Below are 14,441 nucleotides of genomic sequence, written 5' to 3' on the forward strand. Positions count from 1 at the left end.
GAGACCGGGCGACGGCAGGCGCCGCCCGGGTCTTCATGCTTGATCAGAGGCCGCTATTGTCGGCGGCCGACTTCAGCGCGTCCTCGGGAGAGGACTGGCCGAGCAGCGATTCCTGGATCGCCTGCTGCAGCGCGGTCGAGAGCTCCTGATATTTCGGCGTCGTCGGACGCGGATACATCGCAGCAAGGCCGATCTTGGCGGCGGAGATCAGCTCTTCCTGGCCCTTGGTGACCGCTGGGTCCTCATAGGACGACGCCCAGATCGGCAGGCTGAGCTTGGCATAGGCATTCTGCGTCGCCTGCGAGGTCATGAAGATGATGTATTTCCAGGCCTCCTCGGGATGCTTGCTGGCCGAGGTGATGCCGAGGCCCATCGAGCCGTTGACGGCCGAAGCCTCGCTCTTGCCGGCAATACCCGGCGCCGGCACGACGCCGACCTTGCCCGCGACCTTGCTGTCCTTCGGATTGTTGGCCATGTTGTACATGTAGGTCCAGTTCAGCGCGAAGGCGGCATCGCCGTTTTCGAAGACCTTGCGGACGTCCTCTTCCAGGAATTCCTTGGAGTTCGGATTGGTGAGGCCCGAGGAATAGCTGGAGACCATGTATTTCAGCGCATCGAGGCCGCCGCCGGTCTGGAAGGCCGGCTTGCCGTCCTTGAGGAAATCGCCGCCATAGGCGCTGACGAGCGTGGTGTAGTCGCAGATCGCGGCTTCGGCCTGCGACCAGCTCCAGGCGATCGGCGTGGCGAGAAGGCCCTTGTCCTTGATCGTCTTTGCCTGCTCGGTCAGCTCGTCCCAGGTTTTCGGCGGCGCCTTGATGCCGGCCTTTTCGAGGATTTCCTTGTTATAGAACAGATATTTGGTGTCGAGGATCCATGGCATGCCGTAATATTTGCCGTCATATTGTACGGTGGTCCAGGCACCCGGCAGCACGCCCTTCTTCATCTCGTCGGTGACGCGCGAGGAGACGTCGACCAGCACCTTGTTGGTGGCGTATTCGGCCGGCCAGATGACGTCGAAGAGGACGACATCATAGCCGCCGCCGGAACCCTGCGCCAGCACCGTCTTGTCGTGCAGGCCTTCATAGGGAACGAATTCGAGATTGACCTTGATATCGGGGTTCGCCTTGGCGAAGGCGTCGGTCATGGCGCGCACATCGGCCTCGCTATAGGCGGCCTGCGCCATGAAAAGCGCGTTCAGCGTCGTTTCGGCGAAAGCGTGCGGCGCAAGGGATGCGCCGATCAAGGCCGCACCCAGAAGCGTCTTGTTAAAGGAATTCAGCATTGCAGCCTCCAGTTTTTGACATTTACGCATTGCCGAGGGCGGTCCTCCGCCATCGGTGTTCGAGAAGGCACGCGTGGAAAGCGTGCCGGTTCGTCGTCTCGGAGCGTCGTCGGAGCCGTTGCCCGCCTCCTGCGTTCCCTGGAACTCTCCGGTTCCTCATTAAGTCAAGTGTCTTGACTTATTACTTCTTCAACATTCTATTGGAGTCAAGAGGGAATTGCACATGAATGACAGCCGCCCGATCCGGGCCAAGAGCGGCACCAATCACGAAGGCACCAGCGCGCATAACCGGCGCGTGATGATCGATGCCCTGAGGATCAACGGTGCGCTTTCACGCGCCGATCTGGCGCGGGCGACGCGGCTGACCAAGCAGACGGTGTCCAATATCATCGAGGAACTCGAGCGCGACGGTCTCGTCAGTTCGCAAGAGGCGGTGAGGAGGGGCAGAGGCCAGCCGTCGACACCCTATCGTCTCGTGCCCGAAGGCGCCTTTGCGATCGGCCTGCAGATCGACCGGCATGTGACGCGGGCGGTCGCCGTCGATCTCGTCGGCAGCGTTCTCGTGCGTGATGAGGCCGGGCTACCGCCCGGAGGTCCGTCGAACGGGACGAAGGTCATCCTCGATCTCGTCGCCGGCATACGCTCAAAGCTTGCCGGCGTCGTCCAGCAGTCGGAAAAGCGGCTGGTCGGCCTCGGCGCCGCGATGCCCGGGCCTTTCGGGGTTGCCGGCAGCGGCGACGATCCGTGGATGATGGAGGCCTGGCAAAAATTTCCGTTGTTGGAAACGCTGACCGCCGGCACCGGGCTCGATGTCGGCCTGCAGAACGACGCGGCCGCGGCCGCCACCGCCGAGCGCATGGTGGGAGCCGCCCACGGCATCGACCATGCCGTCTGCCTCTTCGTCGGCTATGGCATCGGCGCCGGCCTCATTCTGAACGGCGAACTCTACCGCGGCACCAACGGCAATGCCGGCGAGATCGGCATGGCGTTGTTGTTTGCCGACGGCAAAGCGACGCCGCTCGAACATCGTGCCTCGCTCGCCTCGCTCTATCAGCATCTGTCGGTCGATCCCGCCGATCCCGGCCTTTATGCACGGATCAACGACCTTGCCTTGAGAGGCGATCAAAGCATCAACGCCTGGGTCGAGGCGGCCGCTGTGGACCTGCGTTGGAGCATCCATCTCATCGAGACACTGTTCGATCCGCAGACCGTGATCCTCTGCGGCAGCGCGCCGGAAGCGCTGGTGAACAGGTTGATTGCGGCAATCGGCCCGTTGCTGCCTTCGATCGCCGAACGTCGTGGCCGGACGCTGCCGCGCCTGCAGCCCGGCATGGCCGATCCCTGGTCTGTGGCGCTCGGGGCTGCCGCGGGACCGATCAGCCGTGCATTCGATCCGCGTTTTGCTGCAATTTTGAAGGATTCCCTTTGATTTTGAGGCTGAAACCGAGCGTTGCACAGCAGTGCAACGGCAAAATGCGGCTGTTTTTGCAAGTTTCGTTCCAGCTGGACGCACGAATAAAGGCGCTTTTTTCCAATATAATTAAACATTAAACGCCTTCTAAAATTGCGTTTATTTTAATGTAAGTATATAGTATTTCAAATACATTTAAGAGGCCCGCTAAGTTCCTCTAAATATTTCTCGAGATGTTACGAATAATGATTGTATGACTGTTTTGTGACAACTAGAATTGGAACATTTCATGTCATGTAATATTCATTGGCGGCGGCAATTTGAACCAGCTAATAGGGCGTGCGCTGAAAGTGCGCGTCCTTTTACGTTCGAGGTTCTCATGCAAGCCAAGCTTCTCGGCGCCGTTGGCGCCCTTCTCGCTACAGCGTTTCTTGCTGGTCCCGCTGCCGCCGCCGATAAGACCAAGATTGACTTCTGGTTCGGCAATTCCGGTGACATCGCAAAGCGTGTCCAGGAGCAGTGCGATCGCTTCAACCAGTCGCAGGCCGACTACGAAGTCGTCTGCACCAGCCAGGGCAGCTACGACGCGTCCCTTCAGAACACCATTGCTGCCTTCCGCGCGGGCAAGCAGCCGACCATCGCCCAGGTCTCCGACGCCGGCACCCTCGACATCATGCTCTCCGGCGCCTACTACCCGGCCAACAAGCTGATGACCGACATGGGCTACACCGTCGACTGGAAGGACTACTTCTCCGGTATCTCCGGCTACTACGCGACATCGAAGGGCGAGATGTACTCCTTCCCCTTCAACTCCTCGACCGCTCTTCTCTATTGGAACAAGGACGCCTTCGCCAAGATCGGCAAGGATCATGCCCCGGCGACCTGGAAGGAAGCAGGCGAGGACCTCAAGGCTCTGAAGGATGCGGGCTATGCTTGCCCGCTCGGCTTTGACATCTCCAACAACGAAGTCTGGCAGTACATCGAGCAGTTCGAAGCCGTCAACGGCGAAGCGATCGCCACGAAGAAGAACGGCTTTGAAGGTCTCGACGCCGAGCTGGTGTTCAACAAGAACCCGCTTCTCGTCAGCTACATCAAGGACCTCAAGTCCTGGTACGACGACAAGCTGGTCGTCATCAAGAACAAGGCTGTCGGCCAGACCTTCGTCGAAGCCTTTGCCGCTGGCGATTGCCAGGTCATCCTGACCTCCGTCGGCGACCACGGCAACGTTGGCCGTACCGCCAAGCAAGGCATGAACTGGGACGTTGCCATGCTGCCGACCTACGGCGACGCAACCCGTCACAGCTCTTATGTCGGCGGCGCTTCGCTCTGGGTTCTGCAGGGTCACTCCGACGCCGAATACAAGGCTGCTGCCGCGTTCTTCAACTTCATCGCAAAGCCGGAAGAAGCTCTTACCTGGTCGACCGTTACCGGCTACATCCCGGTTCGCAACTCCGGTTTCGAATATCTGAATAAGCAGGGCTTCTACGGCAAGGCGCCTTATGCCGGCCGCGAACTCGCCATTCAGAGCCTGACCGCTTCGCCGGCTGGCGACGCGGCTCCGCAGGGCATCCGCCTCGGTGGCCTGCTGCAGGTCCGCACCGAAATCGCCAATGGTCTGCAGGCAATCTTCGTCAACAATGCCGATGTCCAGGCTTCGCTCGACAGTGCCGCCGAACGCGGCAATACGCTCCTGCGTCGCTTCCAGCAGACCTACAAGAACGTTCAGCTCCCCTGATCGGCTGATATGAGCCGCACCCGGCCCGCATTTTGCGCGCCGGGTGCGTCTTTGTAAGTTCTTTATTCGGCCGCGGATGCGAGCTCGCCGCCCGCGCCTAAAGCGCGCCGCAATCTTTCAGGTTCGCTCCTGGCGCTTTAGATCTATATTTTTACGCATGTCGCTACAGCAAAACTGCTGCACAGTTTTGCGCGACATGCTTTAAACCAAACCAGGACGAAAACGGCCACTCATGGAAAAGCGCGTCACTTTCTCCTCGACGACGATCGGACTGCTCTTCGCATTTCCGATGCTGTTGCTGATCTTCGTCTTCTTCTACTGGCCGAGCGCGCAGGCGCTGTATTGGGCGTTCACGCTCGAGCAGCCATGGGGCGGCGGTAATGCCTGGGTCGGTTTCGACAATTTCAGACAGCTGCTCACCGATCCTGTTTATTGGGACTCGATCACCCGCAGCATGATCTTCGGCTTCAGCTCGACGGCCATCGCCATGGGGCTGGCGCTGATCCTGGCGCTTTTGACGGATCGTGAACTGCGCGGCCACAAAGTCTACCGCTCAGTCTTCATCTGGCCTTACGCAATTGCCGCCCCCGCTCTCGGCCTCGCCTTCCGCTTCATCCTGGCACCGGAGGCCGGCCTTCTGTCTGTTATCAACCACGTCTGGCCCGGCCTCTGGAACCCCGCGCTCGACGGCAAGGACGCGATGATCGCGGTCGTCGTGGCCTTCTCCTGGAAATATATCGGCTACAACTTCATCTTCTTCCTCTCAGCGCTGCAAGGCATTCCGCGCTCGCTGATCGAGGCCGCCGCAATGGACGGTTCGGGGCCGATGCGCCGGATCTGGGATATCCAGCTGCCCCTGCTGACGCCGACGCTGTTCTTCCTGCTCGTCATCAACATCACCGAGAGTTTCCAGGATTCCTTCGGTATCGTCGACGTCATGACGCAGGGCGGCCCGGCGCGTGCCACCGAGCTCATGGTCTACAAGATCTATTTCGACGGCTTCAGAGGTCTCGACTATTCGGGCGCTGCAGCGCAGTCCATCATCCTGATGGTGCTCGTTGTCCTGCTCACCATCTTCCAGTTCCGCTTCATCGAGCGGCGCGTGCACTACAAGTGAGGTCGCGGACATGATCGAACGCACGCCGATATTCAACTTCATCTGCTATACGCTTCTCGCGCTCGGCATGGTGATCGCGCTTCTGCCTTTCGCCATCGTCATCATCGCCTCGACGCTTGATCTGGAGACGGTCAATCGTGTGCCGCTGCCGCTGATGCCGGGCTCGCATTTCTGGGAAAACGCTGAGACCGCCTGGGTTCGCGCCGATCTCGGCAACAAGCTGTTTCACAGCGTCATCTTCGCCGCAACCGTCGGCGCCGGCAAGGTCATGCTGTCTTCCATGGCAGCCTTCTCGATCGTCTACTTCCGCTTCCGCGGCCGGTATGTGATTTTCTGGATCATCTTCATCACGCTGATGCTGCCGCTGGAAGTCCGCATCGTGCCGACCTATTCGATCGCGGCCAACGCGCTGCAGCCTTTCCAGACGATCCTCGACGTCACCGGCATAAGCTGGCTCGTCGCGCAGATCACCGGCGTCCAGATCAAGCTCCAATGGGGCCTGCTGAATTCCTATCCCGGTCTCGTTCTGCCGCTGGTCGCAACCGCGACCGGCACCTTCCTATACCGGCAGTTCTACCTGACGGTTCCGGACGAACTTGCCGAGGCCTCGAAGATGGACGGATCAGGTCCGGTCCGGTTCTTCTGGGACATTTTGCTGCCGCTCTCGCGGCCAAATATGATCGCGCTCTTCACCATCATGTTCGTCTGGGCCTGGAACCAGTATCTCTGGCCGCTGCTGATCACCACCGATCCGAATTTCGGCATCGCCGTGACGCAGCTCAAGACGCTCATCCCGTCCGAATTCGGCCTGCCCGACTGGAACGTCGCCATGGCCGGAACCCTGATCATCATGTCGCCGCCATTGATCCTCGTCATTCTGATGCAGCGCTGGTTCGTACGCGGCCTTATCTCCACCGAGAAGTGAAGGAGTACTCCCTTGGCACCGATCTCCATTCGTGGCGTGAAGAAAAACTACGGCAAGACCCCCGTCGTTCACGGCGTCGATCTCGACATCCAGTCGGGCGAGTTCATCGTCATCCTTGGCCCGTCCGGCTGTGGCAAGTCCACGCTGCTGCGCATGATCGCCGGCCTCGAGGAAATCACCGGCGGTGAAATCGCTATTGACGGCCGCGTCGTCAACCAGTTGGAGCCGCGCGAGCGCGGCTGTGCCATGGTCTTCCAGAACTATGCGCTTTATCCGCATATGAGTGTTGCCGAGAATATCGGCTATGCATTGAAGGTGGCCGGCGTTTCGAAGGCGGAGCGTCAGCGGCGCATCGGCGAGGTCGCCAAGGCGCTCAGCCTCGAACCCTTCCTCGACCGTCGGCCCGCCGCTCTTTCCGGCGGTCAGCGCCAGCGCGTCGCCATGGGCCGCGCGATGATCCGCGAACCGAAGGTATTTCTCTTCGACGAGCCCTTGTCGAACCTCGACGCCAAGCTGCGTATCGCCATGCGCGCCGAAATCCGCCGCCTGCACCGCCGCCTCGGGGCCACTTCGATCTTCGTCACGCATGACCAGACCGAGGCGATGACGCTGGCCGACCGGCTGGTGGTGATGAACGGCGGCAGGGTGGAGCAGGTCGGCACGCCGGAAGAGGTCTATCATCATCCGGTTTCGCGCTTCGTCGCGGGCTTCGTCGGCACACCGGCGATGAACCTGCTCGAGGGCACGATCAATGACGAGGGCGTCTTTGTCTACGATCAAAGCCGCAAGGTCGCGCTGCCGCGCGAGCGCGCCGCACCGCTGAAAGGCAAACGCGTCGTGCTCGGGATGCGCGCCGAGGCCGCCCGGCTGGTCGCCCCGGATGCGCCGGGTGCGTTGGTCGCAACGGCTGACTTCATCGAAGAGCTCGGCGCTAGCCGCATTGTCCACGCCGATTTCGATGGGCTGCCCTTTGCCGTGGCGCTGACTGAGGCCGTGAAGGTGAAGTCGGGCGATCCGATCGGCATCGCGATCGATTACGACCAGATCCACCTCTATGCCGCCGATACCGGCCGGATCATCGAGAACCCTGTTATGAACAGCGCAGGCGCCGTCCACGCCTAAAGCGGTCTGCGACGATCCTTTGCGACGATCTTGGCAGAGCGTTCGGCGGCTGAGGATGTCAGCCGCTTGCTCGACGGTGAATTGCTCTAACGGTGGATCGGGTCGATCCACGCGACGTCCTCCGGCTTTTCGACCGGCTCGATGTCGAGATTGACGACGACCGGTTCCTGGCCTGAGCGGACGAGAACGCATTCCAGCGTCTCGTCGCGGCTGGCGTTGATCTCCTGATGCGGCACATAGGGCGGAACATAGATGAAGTCGCCGGGGCCGGCCTCGGCGGTATATTCCAGATGCTCGCCCCAGCGCATGCGGGCCTTGCCCTTGACCACGTAGATGATGCTTTCGAGATCGCCATGATGATGGGCGCCGGTCTTGGCGTTGGCATGGATCGTCACCGTGCCGGCCCAGATCTTCTCGGCGCCGGCGCGCGCATTGTTGATTGCGGTCGCACGGTTCATGCCCGGCGTCTGCGCGGTGTTCGGATCGAGCGAATTGCCGGGAATGACCTTGACGCCATGTTCCCGCCAGTCGACATGATGATGCTCGTGGTCGTCGCCCATGCCTTGCCTCCACTTTCGATTTCGTCAGTCTAAGCGGGAGCCGGGCGGTGGCCAAGCGGATTTGCCGTTGCGCAGCCACACGACATCTCCGCACCGATAGCTTCTGTGTGCCTAAGGAAAGAACGGATCCCGATGAGCCACCTCCCGCAAATCGACTACGACACCGCTTCGGAAGAGGTTCGTGCGGCGCATGACGAGGAAGTCAGGCTACGCGGGCGGATGACCAACATGAAGCGCACGCTGCTGCATTCGCCGGCCGCCCATCGCATCTATGCCGAATGGTTCACGCTACGCGCCGAACTCGATCCTGCCGTCAGCGACCGGGCGATCTGGATCTTCTCGCATGCGATCTCGAAGGCGGCGAAATCGAAGATCGCCATCACCTTCTTTCGCCGGGCGCTGATCAACAAGGGTTTCAATCCCGATGCGCTGGAGCTTTCCGACGAGGAAGCGCTGCTCGACGCCTTCGGCAAGGCGATCGTCGCCGATTCCAACGCTGTTCCCGCCGAACTCTGGGCGAAGCTGAAAGAGCGCTACGAGACCAAGGTGCTTGTCGATCTCGTCGCCTTTGCCGGCATCATGCTGGCCACCGCCGTCTTCAACAATGTCGTCGAGGTCGACTTCGACCCCGAGCTTGAAGCCTTTGCCGAAGGCGCCAGTTCATCCGCATCCTGAAATTTCAGCTGCCGAGCGGCAGGATCAGCACATCGCGCGGCGGGACCTCGATGCCACTATTGCCGATATGATCGATCGGCCAGACTGCCTGGCTTTGCGCAAGCGTTCCTCGGGCGAGCGTCACCTCGGTGTTCTGCGCCATTCTCGTCGGATTGACGAGCCAGAGGAAGCTGCCCTTTTCTCCCTCGTGGATACGGGCGAAGAGTGCGGCATTCGACAGCGTCACATGGCGCTTCTTCCCGCTCCATCTCAATAGTTCAGCGAAGAAAGCGCCGTTCGCCTTTCCCTGCGTGCGGTAATAGGCCACGGAAGGATTGGTGCCGATCAGCAGCGTGCGGCCCTTGCCATAGGCATTTTCGACGACGGCAAGACGACCGTCGGTGAAGTGGCCGCGCCCCGTTCCGCCGGTCAGCCGATAAGACTGCAGGAAGCCGCCACCGTCGACCGCCGCGCCGTCGAGATCGAAATGGATGCGGTCGCCGATATCGGGCATGAATTCGACGTCCTCCTCGCGCGCGCCGAAGACCTCGTCGAGGCCCATGTTCGGCTGCACGGTGCCGACATGGCCGCGATCGCTGAAATAACCGGGGCATGCTTCGGCAATCAGCGTGCCGCCGTTTTCGACCCAGGCTTTCAGGCGTTTGGCCTGCTCCGATGTGAACATGATCGGATAGGGGAAATAGAGGAAATCATAGGCTGCGATATCGTCGATATGCACCCAGTCCGGCTGCACGCCATTTTCGAGGAAGGCACGATAGGCGCCCCACATGGCTTCGGGATAGGGTTTCTCCTTGCGGTCGTGGTTCAGGAGGTAATCGAATTCCTGTGTTTCGCGAACGACGAGGATGCCGACTTCGCCGCGCACCGGCTTTGCCTCCCAGAGGGGGCCTTGCGCCTTGTCGTTTGCCCATTGCGCCATGGCGCTTGCCATGTCGGAGCGCGGCGTGCGCGAGCCGTCCATGCCGTAGGAGCCGAAAGCGCCGAAGAGCGGGCCATCGAGCAGCGGGCGCCAGCGCAGATTGATCACGCCGCGGGCGCCGCCGGCAAGCGAGGTCATGCTCCAGAGGCGGATATCCTCGGGCTCGGCGATGCGGCCATCCTCCTTGTCGCGGCCGATCACCTGCGGCTGCAGCCAGAGCGGGCCGCCCTGGCGCTCGGCGTGCCAGAACGGCTTGCCGCGGGCGGCAGCGCGGTTGATGTCGACGCCGTACCAGTTCTTCCAGGCTTCCGACCCCTTGCGGGCCTGGATCCAGGTGAAGCCGTAAACCTCGACCTTGGAGGCGGCGAGCCAGTCGTCGCATCCGTTGGCCGCCATGTTGGGAATTGCGCCGGATATGCCGTGGGCAACGATGGTGTTCTTCTGGTCGACGGCGCGGATGGTGTCGATGCGCCATTGCATTTGGTCGTAGAAATTGTCGCGCTTGAACTGCAGCCAGTCGATACATTCGGGGTAGGGCGCCATGTGCACCGGCGGCTCGATATCGTCCCATTCGGCATAGCTGTAGCGGTACCAGGCTTTCGCCAGGACCTTCAGGCTGCCGTACTTCTTCTCCAGCCATTTGCGAAAGGCTGATTTGGCATAGGGGCTGTAATCGACATCGGCGGAATAGTTGCACTCGTTCCAGACGTCATAGCCATAGATCGCTGGATGATCCTTGTAGCGGGTGGCGAGCGCGGTCAGGAATTTTCCCGCCGCTTCCTTCACTTCGGGGCAGTTCAGCGTCAGGGCGCCGGCGCCGCCACCATTGTTGGAGAAGCCGCCGGTCGCCGACGAGACGCCCATATAGGAACCGAGTTTGGTGCCGTCGGCATTGACCTGCAGCGCATGAGCATATTTGCGCACTGCCCAGTCCGGCACGGCATGGATCAATTCGGCGATGACGGTCTTGATGCCGTTTGCAGCGGCAAGGTCCATCTGACGGTCGTATTCCTCCCAATCGTAGACGCCGGGGGCGGTTTCGATCGCGCTCCACATGAACCAGTGGCGGAAGATGTTGAGGCCGTCCTGCCCGGCGGTGGCGTAGTCGCGTTCCCAATCTTCGCGGGGCGGGTTGGACTTGCGGAAATAGACGGCGCCGTAGGGCAGCTGGATATCTTTGTTGAGCATTTTCCTGTCCTTCTCTATCGATGACCGGACATGGCTTCGCCGTCCGGAAAGAAGGCTCCGGCAGTCGGCAATCGAAGATGTCGTCCGGTTGTTCTAAAAAGCGTTGATCTAGCGCGGCCCTCCGGCGAGGAGTTCCAGGGTGCGGATGAGGGCGGAATGGTCGCGTTCGCCGTCGCCATTGGCGATCGCGGCATTCATCAGCTGCTGCGTGGCGGCCGTGTTCGGCAGCGACAGATCGAGTGTGCGGGCGGCATCGACGGCAAGCGTCATGTCCTTGCGGTGCAAGCGGATGCGGAAGCCGGGCTCGAAGGTCTCCTTGACCATGCGCTCGCCATGCACTTCGAGGATGCGCGAGGAGGCAAAGCCGCCCATCAGCGCGGTGCGCACCTTGGCCGGATCGGCGCCGGCACGCTTGGCAAACAGCAGCGCTTCGGCAACCGCCTCGATCGTTAGACCGACGATGATCTGGTTGGCGACCTTGGCCGTCTGCCCGTCGCCGCTGCCGCCGACATGAGTGATGTTCTTGCCCATCTTCTCGAAAAGCGCCTTGGCGCGTTCGAAAGCTTGCTCCTTGCCGCCGACCATGATCGTCAGCGAGGCGGCCTTGGCGCCGACCTCACCGCCGGAAACCGGGGCATCGAGATAATCGCAGCCGAGCGCCTCGATGCGTTTGGCGAAAGTCTTGGTGGTGACCGGCGAGATCGAACTCATGTCGATAACAAGCTTGCCCCGGGAAAGGCCGGCGGCGACGCCATCTTCGCCGAACAGCACCGCCTCGACATCTGGTGTATCCGGCAGCATCAGGATGATGATGTCGGAGGCCTCAGTCACGGCCTTGGCGCTGGCGGCGACTTTGCCGCCCTTGTCGACAAGATGCTGCGAAGCCTCCTTCACGCGGCTCAGATGCAGCGTGTGGCCGGCGTCGATCAGGTGTTCGGCCATCGGGCGGCCCATGACGCCCAGTCCGATAAATCCGATGTTCATGCTGTCCTCGCTGACTTCAGATAGGGTTTCATCCAGCCGAGGCCTTCGCTGGTGCCGGATTTCGGCTTATACTCGCAGCCGACCCAGCCGTCGTAGCCGAGGCGATCGAGCTCGGAGAGGATGAAACCGTAATTGATCTCGCCGGTGCCGGGTTCGTTGCGGCCGGGATTGTCGGCGATCTGCACATGGGCGATCTTCTCCTTCAGCCGGATGAAGGTGGGGATCAGGTCGCCTTGCATGATCTGCATGTGGTAGAAATCATACTGGATGTAGAGATTGTCCGAGCCGACCCGGTCGAGAATGCGTTCGGCATCAGCGGTGGTCGACAGGAAGAAGCCGGGAATATCGCGCAGGTTGATCGGCTCGACCAGCAGCTTGACGCCGACGTCGGCACAACGCTTTGCAGCATATTTCAGATTGTCGACCAGCACATTTTCCAGCGTTTGAAGGTCCGCACCCTTCGGCACCAGCCCGGAGATGACATTCACCTGCCGGCAATCGAGCGCTGCGGCATAGTCGAGCGCCTGCGCGATCCCGTTGCGGAACTCCTCTACGCGCTCCGGCAGGCAGGCGATGCCGCGCTCGCCGCCGGCCCAGTCGCCTGATGGCACGTTGAAGAGCGCCTGTTTCAGGCCGCTCGCCTTCAGCGCCTCGGCGACCTTCTCCTTCGGTTCGGCATAGGGGCCGAGATATTCGAGGGCGCCGAAGCCGTCCTTTGCGGCTGCCGTGAAGCGGTCGAGAAAGGGCAGGTCCTGGTAGAGGAAGGAAAGGTTGGCGGAAAATTTCGGCACGGGATCGTCCTTAAATATTGGCAGGTGCGACGAAACGATGCCGGTGCAGCATGCGCTTGTCGCGAGGGTCGGGATTGGGAACGGCGGAGATGAGGCTCTTCGTATAGGCCCCCTCGGGAGCGGTGCAGATTTGTTCGGCCTCGCCAAGTTCGACGATTTTGCCGCGATGCATGACGGCGACACGATCGCAGAAATAACGCACGACCGAAATGTCGTGCGAGATGAAGATGAAGCTCAGGTTCAGCCGCTGACGGATATCGAGCAGCAGGTCGAGAATCTGGCTGCGGATCGAGACGTCGAGTGCCGACGTTGCCTCGTCGGCGATGATGATGCGCGGGTCGAGCGCAAGGGCGCGGGCGATGCCGATGCGCTGGCGCTGGCCGCCGGAGAAGGCATGCGGATAACGCTCCATGCCCATCGGGTCGAGGCCGACCAGGCGCATCAGTTCGGCGACGCGGTCCTCCAGCGCCTTGCCCTTGGCCAGACCGTTGACAACAAGCGGATCGCCGATCACCTCCTTGACGGTCATGCGCGGATTGAGCGAGGCGAAAGGATCCTGGAAGACCAGGCGGACTTCGCGGTGGAAGGTGCGGAGTTCGCGCTTGGTGAGTTTCGTGACGTCGATCTCGCTACCGTCCTTGCCGCGATAGCTGATGCTGCCCGATGTCGGCTCGACGGTGCGCAGGATGAGCCGGCCGAGCGTCGTCTTGCCGGAGCCGCTTTCGCCGACGATGCCGAGGTTTTCGCCGGGATAAAGATCGAAGCTGGCGTCGTCGACGGCGCGCAGCGTATTGGCCTTGCCGTGCCAACCGTAGATCTTGCCGAGATTGCGGACGGACAGGATCGGCTGCGGTGCCTCCGGCGACAGCGCCACGGCGGGCAGCCTGCCTTCGACATGGTGGGTGAGCTTGACCGTCGAGGCCAGCAATTGGCGGGTATAGGGATGCTCGGCGGCGTGGTAGATCGCATCGACCGGTCCGCGCTCGACGATGCGGCCGAAGCGCATGACGGCAACATCATCGGCCACTTCGGCGACGATCCCCATGTCATGGGTGATGAGCAGCATGGCCATGCCGCGTTCGACCTGCAGCCGCTTGATCAGGTCGAGGATTTCGGCCTGGGTGGTGACGTCGAGCGCCGTCGTCGGCTCGTCGGCGATGAGAATATCGGGATTGCCGGCAAGCGCCATGGCGATCATGGCGCGCTGGCGCATGCCGCCGGAGAATTCGAAGGTGTAGCGGTCGGCCATCTTGTCCGGGTTCGGGATTTCGACCTGGCGCAGCAGTTCGACGGTCCTTTCGCGGGCGGCGCGATGATCGAGATTGCTGTGCAGGCGCACCGCCTCGATGATCTGCGAGCCGATGGTGTGCACCGGCGACAGCGAGCTCATCGGCTCCTGGAAGATCAGGCCGATGCGGCGGCCGCGGATGGCGCGCATCGCCCGGTCGGACGGCTTCAAGGCGGCAATGTCGATGACCCCGTTACCCCCGTCGCCATTGCTGAGCAAGATGCGGCCGGAAACGATGCTGCCGGGGCTGTCGACGATCTGCAGCAGCGAGCGGGCGGTGACGCTTTTGCCGGAGCCGCTTTCGCCGACGAGGCAGAGCGTCTGGCCACGCTTCAGCTCGAAGCTGACATTTTCGACGGCGTGCAGGATGTGGGTGCGCAACCTGAAATCGATCGAGAGGTTTTCGACGGAGAGAACGACGTCTTCTGAAAGGTCGGTCATGGT

General features: G+C 61.5%; 12 protein-coding genes. 6 read left to right on the forward strand and 6 right to left on the reverse strand.

Features of this window, described 5'->3' with window-relative positions; genetic code table 11:
* Positions 1-43: 43 nt before the first annotated feature.
* Complete coding sequence (locus tag GR198_RS00265; protein WP_029872480.1) at positions 44-1,282, reverse strand: extracellular solute-binding protein; 1,239 nt, start codon at positions 1,280-1,282, stop codon at positions 44-46.
* A 223-nt stretch (positions 1,283-1,505) separates the two neighbouring features.
* On the opposite strand from GR198_RS00265, the gene GR198_RS00270 reads away from it, so the two are divergent.
* The 5 genes from GR198_RS00270 (at position 1,506) to GR198_RS00290 (ending at position 7,592) form a co-directional block, all read left to right on the forward strand.
* Positions 1,506-2,711, forward strand: coding sequence for an ROK family transcriptional regulator (locus GR198_RS00270; protein ID WP_029872479.1), 1,206 nt, complete (start codon positions 1,506-1,508; stop codon positions 2,709-2,711).
* A 361-nt stretch (positions 2,712-3,072) separates the two neighbouring features.
* Positions 3,073-4,428 carry an extracellular solute-binding protein gene (locus GR198_RS00275; RefSeq protein ID WP_003542468.1) on the forward strand — a complete coding sequence of 452 codons (1,356 nt, stop codon included), beginning with the start codon at positions 3,073-3,075 and terminating at the stop codon, positions 4,426-4,428.
* Positions 4,429-4,660: 232 nt separating this feature from the next.
* Positions 4,661-5,545 carry a carbohydrate ABC transporter permease gene (locus GR198_RS00280; RefSeq protein WP_003542466.1) on the forward strand — a complete coding sequence of 295 codons (885 nt, stop codon included), beginning with the start codon at positions 4,661-4,663 and terminating at the stop codon, positions 5,543-5,545.
* A gap of 10 nt (positions 5,546-5,555) precedes the next feature.
* Entirely contained in the window at positions 5,556-6,470 is a 915-nt protein-coding gene (locus GR198_RS00285; protein ID WP_029872478.1) for an ABC transporter permease subunit, read from the forward strand.
* Between the two features lie 12 nt (positions 6,471-6,482).
* A complete protein-coding gene (locus GR198_RS00290; protein WP_029872477.1) occupies positions 6,483-7,592 on the forward strand; it encodes a sn-glycerol-3-phosphate import ATP-binding protein UgpC in 1,110 nt (369 codons plus the stop codon).
* Positions 7,593-7,678: 86 nt separating this feature from the next.
* Here the strand turns inward: GR198_RS00290 and GR198_RS00295 are convergent, their stop codons facing one another.
* Positions 7,679-8,152 carry a cupin domain-containing protein gene (locus GR198_RS00295; protein WP_003542461.1) on the reverse strand — a complete coding sequence of 158 codons (474 nt, stop codon included), beginning with the start codon at positions 8,150-8,152 and terminating at the stop codon, positions 7,679-7,681.
* A 132-nt stretch (positions 8,153-8,284) separates the two neighbouring features.
* Between GR198_RS00295 and GR198_RS00300 the strand changes: the two genes are divergently transcribed.
* Positions 8,285-8,827, forward strand: a complete 543-nt coding sequence (locus GR198_RS00300) for a hypothetical protein (protein ID WP_132613883.1) — start codon at positions 8,285-8,287, stop codon at positions 8,825-8,827.
* Between the two features lie 4 nt (positions 8,828-8,831).
* On the opposite strand, the gene GR198_RS00305 is transcribed toward GR198_RS00300, so the two are convergent.
* From GR198_RS00305 to GR198_RS00320, 4 genes are all read right to left on the reverse strand, one after another.
* On the reverse strand, positions 8,832-10,934 hold the full coding sequence (locus GR198_RS00305; RefSeq protein ID WP_164066951.1) for a beta-galactosidase: 2,103 nt from the start codon (positions 10,932-10,934) through the stop codon (positions 8,832-8,834).
* A 108-nt stretch (positions 10,935-11,042) separates the two neighbouring features.
* Entirely contained in the window at positions 11,043-11,918 is an 876-nt protein-coding gene (locus GR198_RS00310; RefSeq protein WP_029872474.1) for a 2-hydroxy-3-oxopropionate reductase, read from the reverse strand.
* Complete coding sequence (otnI, locus tag GR198_RS00315; RefSeq protein ID WP_029872473.1) at positions 11,915-12,709, reverse strand: 2-oxo-tetronate isomerase; 795 nt, start codon at positions 12,707-12,709, stop codon at positions 11,915-11,917. Before otnI ends, GR198_RS00310 begins: the two co-directional genes overlap by 4 nt.
* A gap of 10 nt (positions 12,710-12,719) precedes the next feature.
* A complete protein-coding gene (locus tag GR198_RS00320; RefSeq protein ID WP_029872472.1) occupies positions 12,720-14,438 on the reverse strand; it encodes an ABC transporter ATP-binding protein in 1,719 nt (572 codons plus the stop codon).
* Positions 14,439-14,441 lie beyond the last annotated feature (3 nt).

The organism is Rhizobium leguminosarum (genome assembly GCF_010668065.1).
In the GTDB taxonomy this organism is placed as follows: domain Bacteria; phylum Pseudomonadota; class Alphaproteobacteria; order Rhizobiales; family Rhizobiaceae; genus Rhizobium; species Rhizobium leguminosarum_S.